20 protein-coding genes are annotated in these 21,983 nt (G+C 40.8%); 4 read left to right on the top strand and 16 right to left on the bottom strand.

The features are described 5' to 3' along the window. Positions 1-62: 62 nt before the first annotated feature. From LVD17_RS20180 to LVD17_RS20130, 11 genes are all read right to left on the bottom strand, one after another. A complete protein-coding gene (locus LVD17_RS20180; protein ID WP_155174692.1) occupies positions 63-491 on the bottom strand; it encodes a GPW/gp25 family protein in 429 nt (142 codons plus the stop codon). Positions 492-522: 31 nt separating this feature from the next. Continuing rightward, positions 523-813: a PAAR domain-containing protein gene (locus LVD17_RS20175; protein ID WP_233760816.1), complete on the bottom strand. Its 291-nt coding sequence runs from the start codon at positions 811-813 to the stop codon at positions 523-525. An 11-nt stretch (positions 814-824) separates the two neighbouring features. After that, complete coding sequence (gene vgrG / locus LVD17_RS20170) at positions 825-2,612, bottom strand: type VI secretion system tip protein VgrG (protein ID WP_233760815.1); 1,788 nt, start codon at positions 2,610-2,612, stop codon at positions 825-827. Positions 2,613-2,623: 11 nt separating this feature from the next. Beyond that, complete coding sequence (locus tag LVD17_RS20165; protein ID WP_233760814.1) at positions 2,624-3,268, bottom strand: CIS tube protein; 645 nt, start codon at positions 3,266-3,268, stop codon at positions 2,624-2,626. 1 nt (position 3,269) lies between these two features. Next, entirely contained in the window at positions 3,270-3,446 is a 177-nt protein-coding gene (locus LVD17_RS20160; protein ID WP_155174696.1) for a DUF5908 family protein, read from the bottom strand. 6 nt (positions 3,447-3,452) lie between these two features. Then, a complete protein-coding gene (locus LVD17_RS20155; protein ID WP_233760813.1) occupies positions 3,453-4,040 on the bottom strand; it encodes a phage tail protein in 588 nt (195 codons plus the stop codon). A 116-nt stretch (positions 4,041-4,156) separates the two neighbouring features. Next, entirely contained in the window at positions 4,157-4,585 is a 429-nt protein-coding gene (locus LVD17_RS20150) for a phage tail protein (protein WP_155174698.1), read from the bottom strand. Positions 4,586-4,656: 71 nt separating this feature from the next. Then, positions 4,657-6,249, bottom strand: coding sequence for a phage tail sheath family protein (locus tag LVD17_RS20145; protein WP_233760812.1), 1,593 nt, complete (start codon positions 6,247-6,249; stop codon positions 4,657-4,659). 34 nt (positions 6,250-6,283) lie between these two features. Beyond that, positions 6,284-7,360 carry a hypothetical protein gene (locus LVD17_RS20140; RefSeq protein ID WP_233760811.1) on the bottom strand — a complete coding sequence of 359 codons (1,077 nt, stop codon included), beginning with the start codon at positions 7,358-7,360 and terminating at the stop codon, positions 6,284-6,286. 4 nt (positions 7,361-7,364) lie between these two features. Further along, positions 7,365-7,913, bottom strand: coding sequence for a Pvc16 family protein (locus LVD17_RS20135; RefSeq protein ID WP_233760810.1), 549 nt, complete (start codon positions 7,911-7,913; stop codon positions 7,365-7,367). 27 nt (positions 7,914-7,940) lie between these two features. Beyond that, positions 7,941-9,782 (bottom strand): glycosyl hydrolase family 18 protein, encoded by a 1,842-nt coding sequence (locus LVD17_RS20130; protein ID WP_233760809.1) that lies wholly within the window; start codon positions 9,780-9,782, stop codon positions 7,941-7,943. Positions 9,783-10,454: 672 nt separating this feature from the next. Here LVD17_RS20130 and LVD17_RS20125 point away from each other — a divergent pair. Together LVD17_RS20125 and LVD17_RS20120 are read left to right on the top strand one after the other, a co-directional pair. Further along, positions 10,455-11,993 carry a SulP family inorganic anion transporter gene (locus LVD17_RS20125; protein WP_233760808.1) on the top strand — a complete coding sequence of 513 codons (1,539 nt, stop codon included), beginning with the start codon at positions 10,455-10,457 and terminating at the stop codon, positions 11,991-11,993. A 325-nt stretch (positions 11,994-12,318) separates the two neighbouring features. Beyond that, complete coding sequence (locus tag LVD17_RS20120) at positions 12,319-14,490, top strand: TonB-dependent receptor plug domain-containing protein (protein WP_233760807.1); 2,172 nt, start codon at positions 12,319-12,321, stop codon at positions 14,488-14,490. 560 nt (positions 14,491-15,050) lie between these two features. On the opposite strand, the gene LVD17_RS20115 is transcribed toward LVD17_RS20120, so the two are convergent. Further along, positions 15,051-15,908 carry a class II glutamine amidotransferase gene (locus LVD17_RS20115; protein ID WP_233760806.1) on the bottom strand — a complete coding sequence of 286 codons (858 nt, stop codon included), beginning with the start codon at positions 15,906-15,908 and terminating at the stop codon, positions 15,051-15,053. Positions 15,909-15,995: 87 nt separating this feature from the next. Further along, complete coding sequence (locus LVD17_RS20110; RefSeq protein ID WP_233760805.1) at positions 15,996-16,976, bottom strand: type I phosphomannose isomerase catalytic subunit; 981 nt, start codon at positions 16,974-16,976, stop codon at positions 15,996-15,998. A gap of 116 nt (positions 16,977-17,092) precedes the next feature. Between LVD17_RS20110 and LVD17_RS20105 the strand changes: the two genes are divergently transcribed. Continuing rightward, a complete protein-coding gene (locus LVD17_RS20105) occupies positions 17,093-17,845 on the top strand; it encodes a 7-carboxy-7-deazaguanine synthase QueE (RefSeq protein WP_233760804.1) in 753 nt (250 codons plus the stop codon). Between the two features lie 30 nt (positions 17,846-17,875). Here the strand turns inward: LVD17_RS20105 and LVD17_RS20100 are convergent, their stop codons facing one another. Both LVD17_RS20100 and LVD17_RS28730 read right to left on the bottom strand, forming a co-directional pair. Beyond that, complete coding sequence (locus LVD17_RS20100) at positions 17,876-19,666, bottom strand: SLC13 family permease (protein WP_233760803.1); 1,791 nt, start codon at positions 19,664-19,666, stop codon at positions 17,876-17,878. 4 nt (positions 19,667-19,670) lie between these two features. Beyond that, positions 19,671-19,817: a hypothetical protein gene (locus LVD17_RS28730; RefSeq protein ID WP_370688772.1), complete on the bottom strand. Its 147-nt coding sequence runs from the start codon at positions 19,815-19,817 to the stop codon at positions 19,671-19,673. A gap of 177 nt (positions 19,818-19,994) precedes the next feature. Here LVD17_RS28730 and LVD17_RS20095 point away from each other — a divergent pair, with 177 nt between their 5' ends. Then, positions 19,995-20,885 carry a mechanosensitive ion channel family protein gene (locus LVD17_RS20095; protein WP_233760802.1) on the top strand — a complete coding sequence of 297 codons (891 nt, stop codon included), beginning with the start codon at positions 19,995-19,997 and terminating at the stop codon, positions 20,883-20,885. A 5-nt stretch (positions 20,886-20,890) separates the two neighbouring features. Here LVD17_RS20095 and LVD17_RS20090 read toward each other — a convergent pair whose 3' ends face one another. After that, positions 20,891-21,868 carry a hypothetical protein gene (locus LVD17_RS20090; RefSeq protein ID WP_233760801.1) on the bottom strand — a complete coding sequence of 326 codons (978 nt, stop codon included), beginning with the start codon at positions 21,866-21,868 and terminating at the stop codon, positions 20,891-20,893. Positions 21,869-21,983: the final 115 nt, after the last annotated feature.

Raw genomic sequence — 21,983 nt, 5'->3', positions numbered from 1 at the left:
CTTCAACTTTGCCCAATACAAAATTCCAGGCCGTTCATTACCTGTCTTATTATCAAGAAGCGTTAACGCTTGGCCTCGTATCGTACATCGGTACCTTCAAGAATATAGAATGGATATACCATGTTACTTCTTTTGTTAACTTTTCGGACGGTGTAGATAAGGTTGATTTCAAGTACGCCATCCAAATGTCTTCCGGTATCAATTACGATTTCCTCCAGTATAATCCGAGGCTCAAAATAAAGGATCGCTTGCGAAATAATCCTCTTCATTTCACTGATGAGGTTATTATCTATCGATTCAAAAACCATATGGTGCATGTCGCATCCATACTCGGGCAGCATTACACGCTCTCCTTTCTTTGTCGATAAAAGTATTCTTAGGCTCTCCCGGATGTCCTCTTCTTCCGAAACAAGTATTACACTACCTGCTTTTTTATCAAAAGTCGGAGGAAATTTCCAGCCTACTCCTAAAAATGTCTTTTTATGTTTCATTCAATTTTATTGGTTTTAAGGTTATGGTTAACTAACCTCCAATGATCACTGTCATACATCCCAAAACAATGGACCCACCATGAGCGGTGGTATCTCCCATTCTTGCAGCAGGTTTCCCTCCTATCATAACTGTACCGGAACCTTTAGCTATGGTATCGGGAGGCCCTGTACATGTGGCCATATCTCCTACAACTGCTGCCGGCATACCTCCGATAAGTACAGTCGGAGCTCCCGGGCCGGATATTGGTCCCCCTACATGAGGTACGGTACCCGTAACCATCGGACAAGTATGCATATCTGTTAATCTTGCTGCTGGTGGCATTGCTTATCTTTTTAGTTTATCATTACTACGCCGCCTTTGATCACCGTTTGTCCTGAGCCTTTCACTTCAGTCATGGCACCTTCTGCGGCAAATTTCGTTTTTCCTTTACTGGTCACATTCATCCCCTCAGTCTTCACATCGCCCGTGGCTTTCATTTCAATATTACTTTTGGCTTCCATCATAATGCTGCCTCCGGCTTTAACGGTAATATCTTTCGGGCTATCCATCAGAATACCGTCTTTGGACATCTCTACCTTATTGGAATTTTTGTCCATTACTGTTATCATCCCCTCTTTATCATCCAGAACAATCTTATTCTCCGCAGGAGTAATGATTGTCATTATCTTATTTTCATCATCAAACTCTATCTTCAGCTGGCCTTTAGTTACCAATCCCTTGATATAGTTATTCTGCTCGGGAGTGTAAACCGGCTTGTTTTTCGAGCTGTAAACAGACCCTAAGATGATAGCACTCTGAGGGTCTTCGTTTAAGAACCCTACTATCACCTCGTCCTCTATCTCCGGATAGAAAAACAATCCGGCGTCTTTGGTGGAGTAAAAGTTTGTGAGCCTAGCCCAGATCGTAAGGTTATCCTTCTCAAGTGTAGGTAGCGCAACTTTCACCCTGTACTGGCCATCTTTGTCTTCGTGGATCTGCTTGACAATAGCTGTTTGCAGTCCTTTTACAGGAGGAAAAAGGCCAGAGGCTGAAGGAGCCTCAATATTAGGTGTTTCTTCTGCGTACCATTCTGATGATATGCCCAATTGCACTTCTGTTATCCATTCACTGTCCTCGATCCTGTGCTCTACAGCGCCTACAAAAGCCTTTCCGTTAAACTGATCACTTAAACCGGTAACTTCCAGCAGGCAACCAGGCTTTACTGTGGCCAGCCCCCTGAACTTCATGGTAGCCTTTATTTTTGAAAGGCTGCTTTTCAGGTGCTTTGCTGCCGTCCAGGCATCCAGCACACCGAGAGGGACATTCGCAGCAGTTTGTAAGGTATACTTATCCAGACCTATTACCTTGGCCAACTCTGAAGATTTCAGTGTACTCTGTGGTACATCCTTGGCAGAGTTTGAGGAAGAAGTAGCTATTTTCTGATTGGCCATGTCCCAGGATACACCATTGATACTCGACACCTGTGATCTGGCATCTATATCACCATTGAAACTGATCATGTCTGAGCCGTACTTCACTTCGGCCACGGGAGTACCACCAAGGTCCGGTTCCTGTATGTTCAGGTTTCCGTCATCAGTAATAACAATCAGGCCATTGATATCGGCTCTCATAAGTACGAAGTCCCAGTCAGTAACGTAGTGCTGAACAACCTCTACATGCTGAAACTTGGTAGCAGCTATTTTCTTTTGGACTTTGTAGTTACCCACAATTTCAGAGATGATATCGCTATCTTTTTTTTCTAAAAAAACAGCGTTTTTTCTACCTATGGTCATAGACACGGCAATGTCCCTGCACTCTATTTGAAGGGAGGAAGAGCCTCTGCTTACCCTCAGGCTATGTTTAATAATAACCCCTTTGAATATCGTCTCTTCTTTGGAATCGTAGCCGGCTTTTATTTCTATTTCCTTGCCAGGATTAAAGCTCTTCGAATTGCTTACGGAAAAATCATCCTCAGAGGTAGTACCCCCATCAAGTATCTCCAGTTTGGCAACGGATATGCGGTTTACTCCTTTAAAAACATGAACAGAGAGTACAGCGTATGATGCCTTTATCTCCTTTCCATCTATTAAAACAGTATAGGTGACTAACCCTGAAGTTAACTTTGATAATGATTGGGCCATTTAATCAATACTTATTTAATTGGTGGAAAAGTAACCTCAGTGCCAGGCTGTAAATTTCTAAAATCAGTAAGACCATTGACCCTGGCTACCTTTAAGTATAAACCTGGGTCACCATATATTTCATTGCATAACAGAGGCAAAGTGTCACCTGCCTTTACCGAGCGAACATGTGTAAGGTCAGGAGATTGCCTGTCGCTCTCTTTGGCCTCAGTTTCGAGGTCCATAGTGTTGGTAAATGAAACGGTAAGGTTAGAGCGCAGAACAGTACCTTCTGTATCAAATAATGTATGTTTTATATCAAGGCTCTTTAACCTGCCTTTGAAATTTATATCTCCCCAAATTACATTCACGTACGGGGTTTGGTGGGTATCTCCGATGTAATAATAGGTAAGCTCTTTAAACGTCTCAACCTTTTCACTAACAGTAATTGGCTCAGTCGCTACTCCGGTGCCATCAAACAATATTTCGAAACTAAGGATTTCCGGCTCCGTCTTCTTGTAACGGGCCTCAGGAGATGACCTGTTAGGTGCTGGCTCATCATGATAGTCTATGCTATGGGACAATGACAATGTAGATGGGTTGAACATCAATTCCATTGAACCCAGTTTAGCTCCAAGCTTTTCGTCCTTGTATGATTCTATTTTTAATTTTGCCATGCTACCTTTCTATACTGGTCTCTACTCTGTTTAGTTTATCCAGAACGCGCTCAACGCATTCGTCAATAATTTTTTTACTTAAGTGCTGGATTTCCCTCTCTCTGATTATTTCTTTTTTTTGAGAGGCTGCCTCATTCACTTTAATTCTTATTATAAGCTCTTTAATCTCAATAGCCATACTTCATCAAATCATATCAGCTCCAGGTATTGGGAGTATCTCGAAACCTTTATGTTTAAGCTTGATGGTTTCTGTAACATACGAATTTGTCATTGCATCAAGAGGGGATACATCCCAGGATATTGGCACTGCATCTTTTATTCCCCATGCTATCAAAGGGATTCCCTTCTCATTCATAAGTGTAATTACCAAATTTTTAACCACTGAAGTCATCCCACCAAATCCCTTCATATTTCCCGCGAAAGAACCTGTAGCTGCTACACCTTTAGTTGAACCATTAGATCGGGCAAACTCAGAAAAGACCTGCATACACCATAATGTAAAAGGAGTAGGATCAGAAGTCAGGCCTCTTTCCAGAATAATATCATCGTACCTGATATCTTCAATAAAGGTTTCCGGACCATCCGATTTAGAGACTTCTTTTTCATTGATCGATGCATATACTTTCAATCCTGAAACCTTACTAAACTTGGTTCCTGCAACACCTCCTGCCAGCATACTGGCTGCACCGGCCATATCTGCAAGGCTGACCCTAAAATGGAGCCCTGTAACAGGTCGCTGATCTAAAAGCTTACTTAATGGATTATCGGCCATTTAATTTTTTGGTTTATAGCGTCGGTAAAATCCGACATTTCATTCCCTTCTAACTTCAGCAATAAAAAATCCAGAGCCAGGCATTAACCGCCCGCACTCCGGATTTTGATTATATATTACATTTCGATACCCTCGTGCGCAAGCTCCAGAGTCTCTACTGCTACGTTGTTATCAGTAGCGTTAAGGTCTGGTCCTTGATACTTCACGGGGAATGCATTTACCACTGTCCAGGTTTTAACAGGAGTACCTTCTTCGTCCAAAAGGTTGATAGTAAGGGTCTCTCTTCTGTCAGGGTTAGCTAATGTATCCTTAATCCACTCGTAGAAAGCGTCATCATCCTGGAATACACCTTTTTTCAAAGTGATAGAAGTGAACTTTTTCAATCCGGGAATTTTCTGCATTGAATAAGTCGGATCATCACCAGATCTGTAATCGATAGGATCATAAGAAATTTCTAAACCTGAAACTTCCTGAAAACCAGTAGTGAAGTTTGCTCCTTCAACTGTAAAATGAAATTTGGTTATTGGCCATAAATTCTCTGCCATTATTCTAATATTTTAAGTTAATACTGTTTTAAATAGTTAATTTATAGGTAATTACTTTGTCAAAGGATCAATTATGCATCCTGCATTTTCTGCTCGAAAGTAATTACGATGAATTCTGCAGGACGAGATACAGCAACTTTAACTGTTATTCTCATGATGCCATCCAGAATATCCGCAGGGGTCATTGTAGTACCCAGACCGATCTGCACTTCGTATGCAGCATCAGGAGTAGTACCAACCAAACCACCTTGCTTCCATAAATTATTCAGGAATGAATTGATCATACTTCTGATCAATATCCAGGTATTTGCAGAGTTAGACTCATATACGTATGGTTTTGCAGCGTATTTAATTGATTGCTCAATGAAACTTACTGTTCTTCTAACGTTTATAAATTTCCAGTCTCCACTGTTACCATCCAATGTTCTTGCACCCCAAACCAAAGTACCTTCACCTATGAATGATCTGATAGCATTTATTGATTTACCGGAAGGAGTAACGTTCAGATCTTCCTGATCATCGTGAGTAAGGTTTACTGCCGGTGAAATTGCAGAACCATAGCTTACATTGGCAGGAGCTTTCCATACACCTCTTGTAGCATCTACTGCACTGTAAAGACCGGCCATACCACCACTTGGAGGAAGGATGTTAAGCACTCTCTTCACTTTTTGCATGATCTTCTTGTATGCAGGGCTAATTGCTGATAAAGTCTGGTTCAAACTCTCGGCATCAACACCTGACTGAGACAATCTCTTGATCTCTGCTTTAAGCTCTTCAGCTTTTTTCTTGTCTCCACTATCAGCTTCTTTTGAAAGCACATCTTCCAAAACATCAAGATTTGAGATATTTCTATAGCTAAGCTCATCGTTTTGAACAACAGAAGTGTAAACATACGGATAGTATGCAGCGCCATAAGCAAGGAAGTTGCTTCCTACACCTTCTCTGAATCTTGTGATAACATCGTTCTTATCATAAGTTCTTGACTGGAATCCGTTGTACACATCTATAATGGCAAACCTGTTTTTAATTTTAAGCCCGCAGTGCATCAACATTTGCTGCTGCAGCCCGTAGCAATCAGCTTCTTCAAGCATTACTGCTTCAGGAATAACCAATATTGTAGGCTCTTCCTGGCTGATCAAAGAATCCATACCGCCTTGAAGAGCTTTTTTAGTGATTGCATTTACTTTTCTGTCTGAAGATTTTGCAGGTGCTGCAGGAGCTGCATCACTTTTTTTGTTCTTGTCAGCAGATGCCGACGCCGCTGAAGAAGCTCCAGCTACGCTTGAGTAGTAAGAACCCACAGTGATGATGTAGCAAGTACTACCACCATTAGCAAAAAACAATCTGATGCTATCATAAAAAATGAAGCGGGAATTGTTTTCAGGTACTACCTGATAGCCTTTACCTTCAACTTCAAAATCAGCTTCTTCACCAGATGCTGCCTGAATAGTAAAAGGAGCCTGAAAACCACCGCCGAATATATTATGAAATTCTGCTAGCGAAGATATTCTTACTGGCTTGTTAATTAGAGACTGACCATCCCTTACAGTTCTTTCTGTATATCCAATAAAGGCAGGAACAGCAGTAGGTATGCTGGCTGTCGAATTGGGAAAAGAACTCTTCTCGTCAATGTAAACCCCTGGGGTTGCAAGTGTTTGGGCCATAGTTGTTAATTTAAATTAGTTGATTATTCAATTTTTATATATAAACAATTAGTTCTGAATATACTTTTGAAGACTCACTCCTCGATTCCGGCTTAATGGAATCGGGAGTCGGCGTTGGCAGCCGATTCAGATAAGCCTCACCATTTCCCCCTGCTCGTTTACTCTTGCTTAACTTTAAATTATATTTTGGAATCTCGTTGAGTGGCAAAGGTGTACTTGCCTCAAAAAGATATGCCGTGTCTCCATTGGGAAGTTTTACTTTATCCGGACCTTTAAAGGAAACGTCCTGCCCTTCCGCATGGATTGATGATTTGTCCAGGGGAAGCTTGTACTTAGATACAATGAAGTACTTCCAATAAGTTGACCTGGATTCAAAATGCAATGTATATGCTTTAGAAGGGAGTAGCTCTCCCCTCTCCAGTACTGTAATAAGCTCTTTCTTATCTTTACCGGTAAGACCTACTGTAACCATGGCTATGCACGACTGACGCATAAGGTTTTGGTTAACATAGGCAAAACTCATTTTCTCCTTACCATTTTCATGGACAGAGTAGCGCCCCTGAGGCAACCGGCTCAACTGGAAAAGATATTTGGATAAGCCTGACACCTTCTGTTCGGCCACTGTTCTCCCTTCTTCATCTTTAAGTTCAAGGTGCGCCTCTTTATCTTTGGTCTCAAGGGTATAATAGAAATCACCTTTTCTTACCGGCACTCTGTCTTCTTTTGAAACATACTCTCCTTTGTGCAACAGGTAGTTGTTGTCCTTTACTTTCCTGGCCTGGAGGGTATTGAAGTAGAATACATTGCCTACACTCTCGGTGGCCATATCAGTGAAATTGACAAACGAACTATTGGTTGTTGTCAGTAGAAATGAAAACTCTATGTCTTCATTATTCAGAAGATAATGCAGGAGACCATCAGAATTGGATACATCGTAAGAAAGAGATATACCGCTTTCGGAGTTTTTGATCAAAATCCCCATGTGCTGGGCAAGTTGCAAACATTGGGTTGTAGGCACAAAGCGCACATCCCGATTCAAGTTTTTCGCATAATAGTTATGTTTAACTTTTAACTCAGCAAATGGGCGATATTGGAAATGTATCTCTATCATTCAATTATATAATATTGCTGCTTAAACCTGAGAAAATTGCGGTATCTCCAAGGAAGTTATCATCCCTGATAGGAACCATGCGTACTTTATATAAAATAGAAGGAAGGTACTTCCCACCGACAATACCCCATAGCTGGCTAAGGGATTGTATATCAAGATTGGATATTTCAAATGTTATTTTATCAATATTAGAATCCAACCCTGGAGTATTTTGATGATTGAACACCTTGTTTGCCTGAAAAAAGCTAATTACACCGGATAAATATTTAAAGGAGTCCTGATAATTATCCTCAACAAAATAGGCGGATATTAATGTATGGATATTTATGTTAATCGGTGCTTCTAATAAAGATACGGAGTTAGGTCGGGTATTTACCGATTCCTGCTGAACATTGGCAAGAGTAATGATAAGTTTATCCGATTCTGTTAATGCAGCAGAGCCATCCTGGTTTACGAGGTTGGATACGATCACAAAATCATCCCCTGTCGAAAACTTATTAGCGAAATAACTGTTAAGTCTTTCGGACATGGCCATGAAAACAGATTCTATCATAAACTTATATTTTAATCATCTAAGTAGTTATGGAAGGTTCTTCTCAGAAATGAACCTATGGCTAAATAGCAGAAATATTATTACGCCAATTACAAAACCTCCCAGAAGGTATGAAACCTCTTTCAATCCCATGTATTGCAATGCAATAAAAATCAGTGCTACTCCAAATAATATTAAAAGTGTAATTCCGGACTTTATTAATAATTTAAATACCCTTTTAAGTCTGTGTCCATATCGGTACAACAGGAAGAATCCGCCCATACTCAGGCCAAAAATAGCCCCGAATATACCGAACAAAGGTCTTGGGTTTCTTACCAGTGTGTATGGGTTGTTCATCACCCTAAAGGCAAGTGACAAGTATCTTCTGAAACTAAAACGGCTCCTCGTTTTTGCTACTGCTACAACTTCTTTGTCGCTCAGCGCAAATTTGTTAGCCAAAAGTTCCCATAATTCCGTGTAACCGTTATCATAGCCAAGCGCCCAAATACCAATTCCTCCCAGGTCATTTTCTATCACCCAGTCATATTTCTTACCAAGGGAAACACTATCCTCATACCATATCTGCCTGTAATTATTATTGCTATCCCGATAGACATAAAACTTACTCTTACTAACTTCGTCCTCACAGCAACCACTGTTATAGTGGTTTTTCCTTATATCACGAAACATCGGATAACGAATAAACTCCTTGACCTTCGATGGAAAGCGTAAATCATAGGTTTCCCATTCTGCGCCATAGTACGGCAGACCAAGAAGCAGCTTTGATTTGGGGATACCTAAAGTGATATACTCATTTACAGCACTTTCGAGATTATACTGCCACCAGATATTACCACTGCCTAAAGGCGCAACCGGACCTGCTACGGTACTATTTGATCCGTAAAATTCGTAACCCATGACCACATAAGTATCAATATATTGGTTCAGTTGAGGTATGTCGTATACATTATCAAAATCAAGGGCCGGTATGGCCAGTGTTATTTTATAATCCTTTCTAACGGATCTCAGACTGGAGGACAGATCAATAATAAAGTTATTAAACGCGGCACGCGAACTGCCAGGAATTTGTTCAAAATCTATGTTTACACCATCTGCATCTCTTTCCTTCAACAGAGAGATCAGTGTATTTATAAAAGTTGCCTGCGCTCTTTGATTAGCTAAAAATGCAGCGTTATTGGCTCTACCAAAGTTAGTTACGCTCAGCAGCACATCACAGTTGTATCTTTTTGCAGAATCTATAAGTGCCGTTGTTTTCCAGTCATGAATAGACTTGTATCCACCTGTTGCCGGATCCAACTCATAAGAAAAGTATGCTATTGTAGATAACAGTGAAAAGTTATAACTCTTGTAGGCCGTACCCATCCAGAAAGGGTGCCAGCCGAAAACCTGTTTGGTGCTATCCAGTTCATGTACCTTCTTATATACATTGGTGTGAGTAAAAAGATACTTTTTCCTCCAGTCATCTTCTCTTTTGGAATTGGTAGGTGTCTTCTTTTTAACAGAAAAGAACCTCTCTTCAAAAGCCAGTGTATCTATCACCTTGGCTTCATTATTAGTGGCCACTCCGCCGACTTCCTGCTCCGCCCGAAAAATAGAATCAATAACCTGACGTTCAGCCTTTGCACTGTCAATCTGTGCCTGTGCAGTTTTTAGTTCCGTACTTAGCTTCTCAACCTCTTTCTGTTCTTTTTCCGAAGCTTTATTTGTTGCTGCATTATCAGCAAAGTCATTTAACTTTCCCTTTATCCCTTCCTGGGCTACAGCACTTACTGAAAATAAAAATAATACTCCCGCCAAAAGCAACATCAGCCTTGATAGCTGAATCAAGCCCGACATATAGAGATCAATTTTCCTTATTAAAACACGCATGCCAACAATCTATAATATTCCTATTCATTCATTCCAGTAAGCAACCAGATTTAATTGTGTTAGTTTCATAAACATCCAAAACACTGTCAGAAACGAACACGGTCATTTTTTAAGTCTGTTGCAAGTATATATTGGAAATTTATAATTTAAAAACATAATATAATTTATTTGAGAAATAATCTCAATTATAAAACATAACTAAAAAAAGATTTAAAGAATTAAAAGACAGTAAACACACTATAATTCAGTCAATTGCAGAAGGATTATTCAAATAAGCACCCCTTTTTCGCACCGCCTTATTTTTAAATCGATCGAAAAGATAAAAGCTCAAAAATGATTTACAAAGGCAATGTGCTTTTTTTTGTAAAAAAGATAAAAAAAAGAAAAACATTAAGAAATGAAATTTGTTTTCCCAGAACTTCTTTCTTTATCCGGGTTAACAAAGCAGGGAATTATTCCATTAAAATCTGACAGATAATACTTGATAATACTTAATGAATCATTATCTTCGCGGTTCTTTATGAGAAGCACAAAATATACCCGTCCGACTCCACCCTGAATGACTGCAAGCCAACCCGCTCAGGCATTTTACTGATTCATTTTTTACTTTTTTATAAATATAAATCCACCGGCAGGTTATCAGCTACATCTGCGGGCATACTCAATACTATAATGACATTTATCCAACAATTAAAAACTAAGGGGTTTAACCCAAAGAATGAAATTCTATCAGGCCTTACCGTGGCCCTGGCCCTGGTACCAGAAGCAGTGGCATTTTCTATTATAGCAGACGTAAGTCCGTTGATTGGTCTATACACTGCATTTATCATCGGTTTGATCACTTCGCTATTGGGCGGCCGCCCGGGAATGATCTCTGGTGCTACCGGTGCAATTGCTGTGGTAGTGGTAAGCCTTGTAGCCAGGCATGGTGTGGAGTATTTATTTGCAGCAGTGGTACTAATGGGGATAATCCAGATTATCATTGGTGTTTTAAGAATGGGTAAATTTATCCGGTTAGTGCCTCAACCTGTAATTTACGGTTTCCTGAATGGATTGGCACTTGTAATATTTTTATCCCAATTGGCACAATTTAAAATAGAGGACGAAAATGGTGCTGAACATTGGTTACAAGGTGAGCCGCTCTTTATTATGTTGGGACTGGTTATGGTTACAATGGCCATCATTCACTTTTTACCGAAACTAACAAAAGCTTTTCCTTCCTCACTGGCGGCTATTCTAAGCATATCAGCTTTAGTAATATTTGCCGGTATCCCAACTAAAACGGTAGGTGATATAGCATCAATTGCAGGTGGCCTGCCAGAATTTCACCTGCCCCTGGTGTCTATAAACTGGGAAACGATAAAGATCATATTTCCTTATTCTTTGATCATGGCTCTCGTTGGTTTAATTGAGAGCCTGCTTACCCTGGCAGTAGTAGACGAGATGACAGAAACCAGAGGTCGGGGCAATAAGGAGGCAGTGGCCCAGGGTATAGCCAATATAACAACAGGCTTTTTCGGAGGCATGGGTGGATGTGCCATGATCGGGCAAAGCATTATCAATGTTAGTTCAGGTGGTCGTTTCAGGCTGTCTGGTATTGTAGCAGCAGTATTTTTATTATTGTTCATACTATTTGGCGCTCCTCTAATCGAGCAAATACCTATGGCAGCACTGGTGGGGCTGATGGTCATGGTCTCGATAGGTACTTTTGAGTGGGCAAGTTTAAGAATATTCCGGAAAGTTCCCCTAACCGATGTTATCGTAATGGTTTTGGTAGCTGGTGTTACGGTAATCTTTCACAACCTGGCAGTAGCTGTAATTTTAGGAGTTATCATTTCTGCCTTAGCATTTGCATGGGAAAATGCCAAACGGATCAGGGCAAGGAAGACTACGGATGAGCATGGGTATAAGCACTACGAGATATACGGACCATTATTTTTTGGTTCTGTAGCGGCATTTAATGAAAAGTTTGACGTTGCCAACGACCCTGAGCATGTAGTGATTGATTTTAAAGAGTCCAGGGTTGTAGACCATAGCGCCATTGAAGCTTTAAATAAGGTTACTGAAAGGTATGCCAGGAACGGCAAAAAAGTACACTTGAAACATTTAAGCGAAGATTGCAGGAAATTGATGAACAACGCATCAGCCATAATAGAAGTTAACTATTATGAAGACCCTACTTATAAAGTAGCTACCGATCAAATAAACTAGTCAGCCACTAGCTGAATGCCATACTTTTGTGCATAAAAGCTCAAAGTGTGGTATTCAGTGCCATTAAAAAAACTCCTGCATCATTTAACTTCATAAAAGCCTAACCTGCCCTTTTATAAAAGACACACATTTAGTATATTGATAAGGAGACAAATAGACCTTTGAAATTATCATTTTGGGAATCAGTGTCCTGATTTGAAAAATGTATAACCTTCATTACCAGAGGTTAATGAATTAACTGTAAGTGCTTTACAAGCTAGCTGCCTCGATTGGCATAGTTTTTAAAATATAAGAATACTAATAAACAAACTAAAAACAGTTGGCTATGAAATGCACTTACAATCTACCGAAATTTGCGGTAATAATTTGCCTGCTATTGGATACGACTCCATTATACTCCCAGGCAGATACTACAGAAACTGATTTTTTTGACTTGTCTCTGGAAGAACTGTTGAATATTGAGATCAGCAGTGCCTCAAAAACCTCTCAGAAAATATCCGATGCACCAAGTGTTGTTTCTCTGGTAAATCAAAATCAAATTCAAAAATACGGATGGATCAGTATTCACGATATTATGGGAAACATGCCCGGCTTCTCTCAATCAAAAGATTATGACAGGCGCACTTTATCCAGCCGTGGCCTCTATGAAGGCTGGAATAACAACCACCTGCTTATGCTGGTAGATGGAGTTCCGGTAAATGACAATCTTTACGGGACCGCCTATACCTGGGAAATCACCCCAATGATATTCACCAAATCCCTTGAGGTGATCAGAGGGCCAGGCTCAGCATTATATGGGTCTAATGCCACCAACGGTGTGGTAACTATCAATACGCTAAACCCCGCTGATCTTAATGGTATTGGAACAGCCAGGGTTAGGATTGGCTCCAGAGGCACTAAAATATATGATGCTATTACGGGAGCTGAAAATGACAAAGCTTCTATTTTACTCGCTTTCAATTCGTATGAAACACTTGGAAATGAATATATGTCTTTTGATGATACCAGGGACATTGCGGGCAACTACCTGACATCGCAAAGGAAAGTGCAGGATGACAGGTCCGACAATTACATTTTTGCAAAGATTGCCGGTAAAGGTTCTCTGGAAGGACTTTCTGTACAATACCACGAACAGCACTGGAATTTCCAAACGGGACATGGCTGGCTATTTTATATACCCGACCAGCCAGAATCTATGAAAGAATTCAGAAGACTTATAGCCGTAAAGTATAAACCAAACAAGGTAGATTCAAACTTTGGCTATGAGCTGATGTCAAGATATCAGCGTCATGGCATCGACTGGAATATGCGCTATTACTCTGACAATGCCTTTGGCGGCGACTACCCTGGCGGAGTCACGGAATATTTACGCACACATGCTGATGATGTACTAACCCGATTACAGGCCAGCTATAAACTGGGCGCCTCATCGTCTCTATTGGCTGGTGTTGAGCATACCATTTTCCTTTACAACGGAGATGAGGCACACAGCAGTAATATTGACCTTAATAATACCTATGAGGCCAATCCAGGTAATGAGTTTGTAAATGCCAATCCATGGTTTGAGTTTGTTAAGGAAAAGCCTGTAAACGCCATAGGCGTATTTGGCCAGTATATTTCTCCGAAATTCGGTGATAAACTTCAAGCCACGCTTGGTGCAAGATTCGATTCGCAGTCATTCGACTACATTGATATCTATGACGCCAATAGAGCCGAGAAGAGCAAATCATTTAGTCAGTTCAGTCCAAGGCTCGGTGTTGTATATTTTGCCTCCCAAAATCTCACCTTCAAGGGACTTGCCGGAAGAGCTTTCAGAACCCCTGCCCCTACCGAAATGTTTGGCGCCAACACCTATTCACTGGCTTCCAATATAGGGGAGCTGGAACCAGAAATAATCACTACCTATGAGCTGGCAACTGACTGGAAGATCAGCAGTAAATTTAACCTGAGGGTCAATGGATTTTATACCGATTTTGAAAACCAGATTGCCTACAGTGTTGCCAATGCCAACCTGAGCACAAATGTTTATTCATTGACTTCTGCCGGTGTGGAGTCCGAACTATTGTTTACTCTAAATAAATTTTCCGGCTTTTTCAACTATTCCTATGCTACTCGTCTGGATGAAGAAGTGCTGGATGACACTATTGACGAAAGTAAGGATGAACTCACCTGGGTTCCTAAACACACCGGTAACTTAGGCCTTACGTACACATCCAGATATTTTTACCTCAGCACTGTAATTCACCATCAGGGAGAAGTAAACAGAAGAACTTCTGACATTACGACTGAAACTTCGTTATTCAGGCCTGAATCTATTGATGCCTGGACAGAAACGGACCTGAAACTTGCTTATACCCCTACAAATAAGATTGAGGTTGGTCTGTTGATTAAAAACCTGTTTGATACGGAAGGACAGCTTGTGAAGAACAATGCTTACACTTTTGATTACAACAGACCGGAAAGAAGTGTACTGTTTGATATAAAATGGACCTTCTAATGGATCAGGTGATATTCCGCAAACGGATTAAGCTGGTGCAGGTTACTAATGGTGAGCTGCACGTTGCAACCTTTATTTACCGATTGTTTATTTCACCGGTTTTGAGGCTGATTCTTTCAAAACGGCCTCGAACAACTCCGAGAAAAGAAAAGTTGGGATCAGGCGGAATTTCTGGGAGCTACTAAATTTTCACCTCATTGCTGACAGAAAGTTGTTAATAGTAACCGGCTAAAGCAGTAAGCAAATCAGGGTGAAATAGCAATGGGACAGTTTTATCATGTTTCACGGGTAGGCTTTACATTGAGAGTTCTTGTTTTTCCGATTCATTCACTCCACAGATTTTACGCTTGTTCCAAAAGTTGTAACCCCTAAAAAACCCAAAGGCGAGTAAAACTCGCCTTTGGGTTGGCTAGTGTATACAACGATGAACATCGTCATAAATCACTGTACAGCCTCCTGTCACTAAGAGATAATGATCTCAGTCGTGTAATATAAATTTACTCAAATTGATTTAAGAACTCAACATAATCAGCATTTAATTTTTCACCTCATCTACTCAGTTAAACCACCACTTTTCTGAGTTTTACCGAAAGATCTTTATAGACGAGAACCATATGATTATCAGGAATTTTTTTCCAGTCCTGAGCAATATCGGTCAGCTTTTCTGAAACTATCATCACTGACTTATCTACACCCTCGGAAGGGACCATATAACAGACTCCGTCTTCACACACATATTTACTTCCTTCAGAGTAATACAGGGTAAGCGGTTTTACATCCTTGCCTGTGGTATACCGGAGGCCAACCATCCTTTCTCCATCTACAAAAACCATGTTGAGGTATGCCGGTGCGGCAATGCCTTTGAGCCGCATCATTTCTTTTAAAGTAACTATCATTTGCTCGAACGAATCAGCCACATCATCAGCAGTAAAATCTTCCTTTTTCTGAGACAAGTACTCTAAAAAGAGGGCAAACAAATGTTCCGAATCCGTTTGCCCTTTTAACCAGAGATAGCGCTCATCTGAGAGTTTGTCTTTTAATGAACGTTTGATCTTATCAAACTCTTCCACACCTCCATTGTGGGCCATCAGGTAGTTTCTATAATGGAAGGGATGGCAATTAGACTCAGACACATCACCAACGCTTGCAGCCCTGACATGGGCTATCAGACAGTCTGACTGCACAAGTGAAGCCAGGTATCTCAGGTTGCGGTTGTTCCAGGCCGGGTATATGGATACGAACACTGCCGGCTGACGGGTGATGTGCTTGTGGTACCAGCCAACACCAAAACCATCCCCATTAAGAGGTTCCTCGATTTCTTTAGCCTCAAAACTCTGCTTGATCATGGAGTTATCCGGCTCATAAAGGAACTTATCCATTAACACCGGCTGACCAAGGTATGCTAATAATCTGCACATAATTCAGCATCATTTAATCTATATAAGTTAATGCTAAATTTTGATATTATAGCCGGCTCAGGTAATACTTTTTTACAGACTTCTTTGCTAACCGATGTACACTTCCAGCAACTCCAGGTTATTTTCGGGTTGTATTTTAATCTCTTTTAGAACTGATGGCACAAGAAATACATCTCCCTGGGTAATGGGCTGCTCTCCTCCATTGTATTTGATACTTCCCTGCCCCTCAGTGCATATGTAAATAACGAAAGAGTCTACCGCCGAATAATCCAGAACTTTTAACTGACTCAGACTAAACTTATTAGTGGTAAAATAGGGCGACTGAACAAGTGTAGATCGCTGGTTATCATGAAGCTCATAAGGTGTTTTATAATTTTCATGAAAAGTATAATCGAGGGCATCCAATGCCTCCTCCACGTGCAATTCTCGCTTGTTGCCCTGGGCATCTACCCTGTCAAAATCATATATTCTGTATGTCAGATCAGAGGTTTGCTGGATTTCCGCAAGCATAATACCCTTTCCGATAGTATGGATTCGTCCTGCAGGGATGTAAAAAACATCACCTTTTTCCACTTCTACCCTATTCAGGATTTCATCCAGGGTGCCTTTGCTGAAATAGTCATTATATTGCTCCTTATTCAGGGGACGGTTAAACCCGGCAATTAAAGAGGCTCCATTATCGGCCTGCATAATATACCACATTTCAGTCTTCCCCATGCCGTTGTGCCTTGCCTTAGCCAGGGTATCATCGGGATGCACCTGTACAGAAAGGTCTTGCTGGGCATCAATAAACTTAATAAGTAACGGAAACTCTGTACCAAAGGCAGACACCACTTCAGACCCCATGATTTCATCAGGAAACTTCTTGAGCAGCTCATCTAAAAGCATGCCTTTAAATTCGCCATTTGCAATTTCAGATATGTTGCCCTTTACGGTTGAAAGCTCCCAGGTCTCACCACAATTTTCCAGCGGGCTAAAATCTTTTTTTAGTATTGTTTTTATTTTATTTCCGCCCCATATCTTTTCCTTGAAAATGGTTTTGAATTTTAGTGGGTAAAAGCTATTCATCTGTTTCTGTTTATCTTATGCAATATTTCCGGGTAAGGCCGAAATTTACGTATCTTTTAATAATCAACAACAAACTTCATTATAATCTGCCTATTTTTGCGGTAAATTTTTAACTGATGAAGCTGGCAAAACTCAACGGGAAGGCAGAAATTTTTCATACTATTCAGGGAGAAGGAAAGAGCATCGGGCGTCCAAGTATTTTCATTCGCACTTCGCTTTGTAACCTTCACTGCTCATGGTGTGACACCGATTATACATGGAACTGGACAGGCACACCCTTCAGGCATGATAAAGATGTAGAGCCTGGTTATGAAAAATATGCTAAAGCCGAGTATATTGCTGAGCTTTCAGTAACTGAGATAGCAGCGGAACTGGAGCAAATAAATTGCAGAAATGTGGTATTGACCGGCGGAGAACCACTACTACAGCAAGCAGAGCTTGCTGAGCTTATGCTACTGCTTCGGAGAGCCAACTCCAACTATCGCTTTGAGGTTGAAACCAATGGTACTATTATACCCACCAACGCATTTGATAGCCTGGTGAGTCAATATAATGTCAGCCCGAAATTGTCAAACTCAAATAATTCCACAAAACTGCGTGAAAAGCCTGAAGTTTATAACTTTTTTGCCGGTAATACCAGGGCGGTTTTCAAATTTGTAGTAAGCGACACCGGAGATTTGGAAGAAGTGCTTACCCTTGTCAGCAGATATGACATAAAACCTGGTAATGTATATTTAATGCCCGAAGGCACATCTCCTGAAAGACTTAAAGAAAAACAACAGTGGCTGATAGAAGCTTGCAAAAAATATAATTTCAATTACACTGACCGGCTCCACATACACATCTATGGTAATAAAAGAGGTGTATAACATAACAAAGGCGAAGAGGCGTTTTACCATTTACATATAAAGCCTCGGTATAAGGAATGTCGCCAATATCCAGAATATAAGGCATAACAGTCCTCCCACCTTCAGAAAGTCTATGAAGCGGTAATTACCCGGTCCATATACCATGGCATTGGTCTGGTACCCCACCGGCGTCAGAAAGCTCGTATTTGCCCCGAACAAAATGGCGATAACCAGGGGCTCCGGTGGCATTTCAAGCCCCGAGGCTATCCTGATAGCAATAGGGACAAGCAAAACAGCAGTGGCCTGATTGGATATAATACCTGTAAGCAATGTGGTAAGCAGGAACAGCCCTGACACAACAAATGCAGGAGAAGTGCCCGATGTAAGCTCTATGAAGCCTTGTGCTATCAATGCATCTGCACCGGTTTTATTCATGGCTGTACCCAACGGAATAATGCCGGCCAAAAGAAATACCACCTTCCACTCTACATTCTGGTAGGCTCGTTTCAGCGTTATACAGCGTGTCAATATCATCAAAGTAACGCCAATCCAGGCTCCAATAAGTATGGGAAGGATATTGGTAACGGCAAGTATAATAACACCGAGAAGTATGGCAACCGATACGGCCAGCTTATCTTTCTGGTATAAATGCTTTTCTATTTCATCTTTAGCAATCCTTTGAATCGTGATCCAGTCATTTTTAGAGTAAAATGTTTTGGGTTCACTGTCTCCATCCATCAAAAGTATGTCACCCAGACCTATCTTATGCTCTAATAGTTTCTGATCGCCTATAATTCCCCCTTTTCTGACAGCCAGAGGATAGGCATCGTAAAATCTATGAAAGTCTACATCTTTAATTTTTCTGTCAATAAGATTGGAATTAGGTACCACCAAAGCTTCGAAAAGATTTGTTTCGATATTTTCATCAGTGTTTCCCGTTACTGCGCGATTGTTGGTGATTATTTTCACGCTGGGGTTATTGCTGAGTTTGATCAGCTCTTTAATGTTAGCTTTAACGACCAGAATGTCATTTTCCTGAAGCTTTCCTACATGTATGGATGAAAAAGTGGCCTCTCCCCGGATTACACGCAATACATTGAGGTCCCGAGTGGGAGCTAACGGCCCGCCATTAAGGCTTTTACTGATCAGTGTGGAACCGGGTGGTATAACTATTTCTGTAAGGTAGTTGGCCGGTCCATGTCCGTCATCAATTACCTCCTCCTGGTTACTGTCTTTTTTAAGCCAGTGTCTGCCTATCAGTATCATATAGAGCATGAGGGAAAGAAACAAAATCCCTCCCATAAGGGTAAGGTCAAAGATGCGAAGTTTGGCAAGTCCATAACTCTGCCCTAAGGAATTGATCAAAAGGTTAGTTGAGGTTCCAATCATGGTGGAAGCACCTCCTATCATGGCTGCAAAAGATAGAGGAACCAGCAATACAGATACCTGAATACCTGTTGACCGGGCTATTCTGAACATTACGGGAATAAATACGGCTACTACAGCCGTGGTATTGATAAAAGCTGAGGCAAAGGCAGAGATTAACATAATTACAATAAGTGTAAACCATTCATACCTGCCGGTAAGGCTGACCATTTTATCACCAAGCAACTCCACTGCCCCGGTATTTTTAAGGCCTTCACTGAGAATGAGCAAAGCCAGTACAGTAGTGGTGGCGGTGTTACTAAAGCCTGAAATACCCTCTTCGGGTGTTAAAATACCTGTGCCCATCAACGATACCATAACCAACAGGGCGGTAAGGTCCACTGATATAACCCCAGAAGTAAAAAGCACCAATGCGCCTAGTACAATGGCAAATAATAAGATAATTTCAAAGGTCATACACTCACTTCCTCAATATTTTTTTCTTAAACCTGAAATACCTTGTAGTACCATAGACTGCCATTGATATGCCCAGGATCAAAAAAATCAGTGAAAGGGCTGAAAACAGCCACGAAACAAAAAATTTAAAAATAAAGGCACTGATCCCCACCAGGGCCAGAGCCCCCCCTGTAGTAAGACATCAATGTCCTTTCATTCGCCAATTGGGTCCTGATCCTGGCAAAATAATGTCTTCTATCCCTCATAACTTTTCTTTTGCATAGAATATAATAAATTGCACGGTTAATTTTACTAGTTTAATGCAAGTATTAACCTACACCTATTATTTATGTTTAGTGAAATCTCAGATGCATCGGAAATAGTGGTGGACAAACTCCAGGGTTGGCTGGAGGCTCTCATTGTAATGCTACCCAATCTTGTGATTGCTATTTTGGTGATTGTTATAGCCTATATCATCTCTAAAGTAGTAAGTAATGTACTCAGCCGTGTACTGCACCGGCTCATGCAAAACGAATCGGTAATAACTCTTATCCGGTCTATTACCTCATTTATAATTGTGGTGATTGGCCTGATGATAGCCCTGGGTGTACTCAATCTTGACAAAACGGTTACTTCAGTATTGGCCGGTGTGGGTGTTATAGGCCTGGCTCTTGGTTTTGCTTTTCAGGATGCCGCCTCAAATCTCATCTCCGGTGTGATTATGGCTGTACAGAGCCCTATTAATGTTGGTGATATTATAGAATCAAATGATGTCTTCGGAACAGTTAAGGAAATTGGCTTAAGGGCTACTATAATATACGATCCGCAGGGTCAGGATGTGGTTATTCCAAACAGGTTGATCTTTCAGAACCTGTACAAGCATTATACTATAAACGGCAGCAGAAGGATTGATCTGGAATGTGGCATTTCTTATGGCGATGATCTTGACAAGGTTGAGGAAATTTCTTTAGCTGCCATCAAAAAAATACCATACTTACAAGCGGGAAAGAGTGTTGAGTTCTTCTATAAAGAATTTGGGGACAGCTCCATCAATTTTGTGGTAAGGTATTGGGTAAATTTTAAACGGCAGCCCGATTACCTTCAAGCTCAAAGTGACGGTATTAAAAATTTAAAAAAGGCATACGACCAAAATGGTATCACGATTCCATTCCCGATCCGTACACTCGATTTTGGCATAAAGGGAGGAGAAAAACTTTCTGAGGTTTTAAAAAAGAATTAACCGAATTATTTCAATATTTTTTTAAAACCTTCAAAATCAAGCGGGTTGGATGAAATACCAGCTCTGAACACCTCTACAGTTCTTGAAAATTGTATGTTGTAATAATCCTGGCCGCGATAGTATTGTACAAAAAAACCTAATTCGGATAGCCAGCCGGGGTAATAAAAATATGTAGCCTCGGCGATCAGCCGTTTACTGATATTATCCGCTGTGGCATTTCTCATATCTCCAAAGATCCAACCGGAATGAAGTCTTAACCTGGAGCGTGAGAAGAATTTTGACCACTGCTTTTCTGGCTCTCCCATCGGAATTTTGAACAGATTATACGTAAGGAAAAACCTGTAGAAACCATAGGTATCTCTGAGTTCTTTTGCTGACAATTTTGACGGATACATGCGGAAAGCGGCCCTCAGGTTAGTATAATAGTTCTTCTGATTTCCCTTGTTGCGTTGCTTAAAGGTGGAAAATGCCACTTCCAGATAGTTGGTGGAAAAGTTACCGTTATCATAGTTGATCTTTCCGGTGTCATTTCCAAGGCTATCTTGCACATAAAAGTTTTCAGCGTTGCCATTGGAATGATGCCCCACCGAAACCTCCCAGAAAACCTGATCCAGGAAGGTTTTACTAAGGAAGGACCCTTCGCCGGAAGGAATCTTTCTATAGTAAGTCAGTACCGGATTGTAGCTTGGGGGCAGAATGGGGAAAGATTTTTTGTCCCTCATCCTGATGGTAATATTCAGGTTAAGCTCCAGTGCCCAGTTTATCTTTTCTTTTTTGAGAAAATAGTCGCCTGAGAAGCGTGCCTCAGTGACCATGTCCGGCAGGTTACCGATGCCATCATAGAACGTAAGGTAAGTGAGTTGCCGGTTGGCATATATTAAAGGCAAAAATTCTGTTGCCTGGTCAGCAGCGGTAGTATCTTTCTGCCCATAGCAAAAGTTTATGACATGCATTATTCCAAAAACCAATAACAATTTCTTCATACAAACCCCTTTAGAACCGATATCGCCAGCGAACATTCTACCTTCTAACTGATGAATAATAACTTTGTTCATTACCAGGCACAATTACTCCGTACCTGGTGTAAACTATTCACTT

The sequence above is a fragment of the Fulvivirga ulvae genome (assembly GCF_021389975.1).
In the GTDB taxonomy this organism is placed as follows: Bacteria; Bacteroidota; Bacteroidia; order Cytophagales; family Cyclobacteriaceae; genus Fulvivirga; species Fulvivirga ulvae.
This window is presented reverse-complemented; position numbering and strand designations above follow the sequence as displayed.

Bases quoted from the DNA above. Each gene is read 5' to 3' on its own strand.
- LVD17_RS20105 (WP_233760804.1), top strand. From the start codon at position 17,093: ATGAAGCTGGCAAAACTCAACGGGAAGGCAGAAATTTTTCATACTATT.
- LVD17_RS20160 (WP_155174696.1), bottom strand. From the start codon at position 3,446: ATGGCTATTGAGATTAAAGAGCTTATAATAAGAATTAAAGTGAATGAG.
- LVD17_RS20175 (WP_233760816.1), bottom strand. From the start codon at position 813: ATGCCACCAGCAGCAAGATTAACAGATATGCATACTTGTCCGATGGTT.
- LVD17_RS20110 (WP_233760805.1), bottom strand. From the start codon at position 16,976: ATGAATAGCTTTTACCCACTAAAATTCAAAACCATTTTCAAGGAAAAG.
- LVD17_RS20125 (WP_233760808.1), top strand. From the start codon at position 10,455: ATGACATTTATCCAACAATTAAAAACTAAGGGGTTTAACCCAAAGAAT.
- LVD17_RS20140 (WP_233760811.1), bottom strand. From the start codon at position 7,360: ATGATAGAGATACATTTCCAATATCGCCCATTTGCTGAGTTAAAAGTT.
- LVD17_RS20150 (WP_155174698.1), bottom strand. From the start codon at position 4,585: ATGGCAGAGAATTTATGGCCAATAACCAAATTTCATTTTACAGTTGAA.
- LVD17_RS20180 (WP_155174692.1), bottom strand. From the start codon at position 491: ATGAAACATAAAAAGACATTTTTAGGAGTAGGCTGGAAATTTCCTCCG.
- LVD17_RS20135 (WP_233760810.1), bottom strand. From the start codon at position 7,913: ATGATAGAATCTGTTTTCATGGCCATGTCCGAAAGACTTAACAGTTAT.
- LVD17_RS20115 (WP_233760806.1), bottom strand. From the start codon at position 15,908: ATGTGCAGATTATTAGCATACCTTGGTCAGCCGGTGTTAATGGATAAG.
- LVD17_RS20155 (WP_233760813.1), bottom strand. From the start codon at position 4,040: ATGGCCGATAATCCATTAAGTAAGCTTTTAGATCAGCGACCTGTTACA.
- LVD17_RS20165 (WP_233760814.1), bottom strand. From the start codon at position 3,268: ATGGCAAAATTAAAAATAGAATCATACAAGGACGAAAAGCTTGGAGCT.
- LVD17_RS20120 (WP_233760807.1), top strand. From the start codon at position 12,319: ATGAAATGCACTTACAATCTACCGAAATTTGCGGTAATAATTTGCCTG.
- LVD17_RS20100 (WP_233760803.1), bottom strand. From the start codon at position 19,666: ATGACCTTTGAAATTATCTTATTATTTGCCATTGTACTAGGCGCATTG.
- LVD17_RS20145 (WP_233760812.1), bottom strand. From the start codon at position 6,249: ATGGCCCAAACACTTGCAACCCCAGGGGTTTACATTGACGAGAAGAGT.
- LVD17_RS20095 (WP_233760802.1), top strand. From the start codon at position 19,995: ATGTTTAGTGAAATCTCAGATGCATCGGAAATAGTGGTGGACAAACTC.
- LVD17_RS20130 (WP_233760809.1), bottom strand. From the start codon at position 9,782: ATGCGTGTTTTAATAAGGAAAATTGATCTCTATATGTCGGGCTTGATT.
- LVD17_RS20090 (WP_233760801.1), bottom strand. From the start codon at position 21,868: ATGAAGAAATTGTTATTGGTTTTTGGAATAATGCATGTCATAAACTTT.
- vgrG (WP_233760815.1), bottom strand. From the start codon at position 2,612: ATGGCCCAATCATTATCAAAGTTAACTTCAGGGTTAGTCACCTATACT.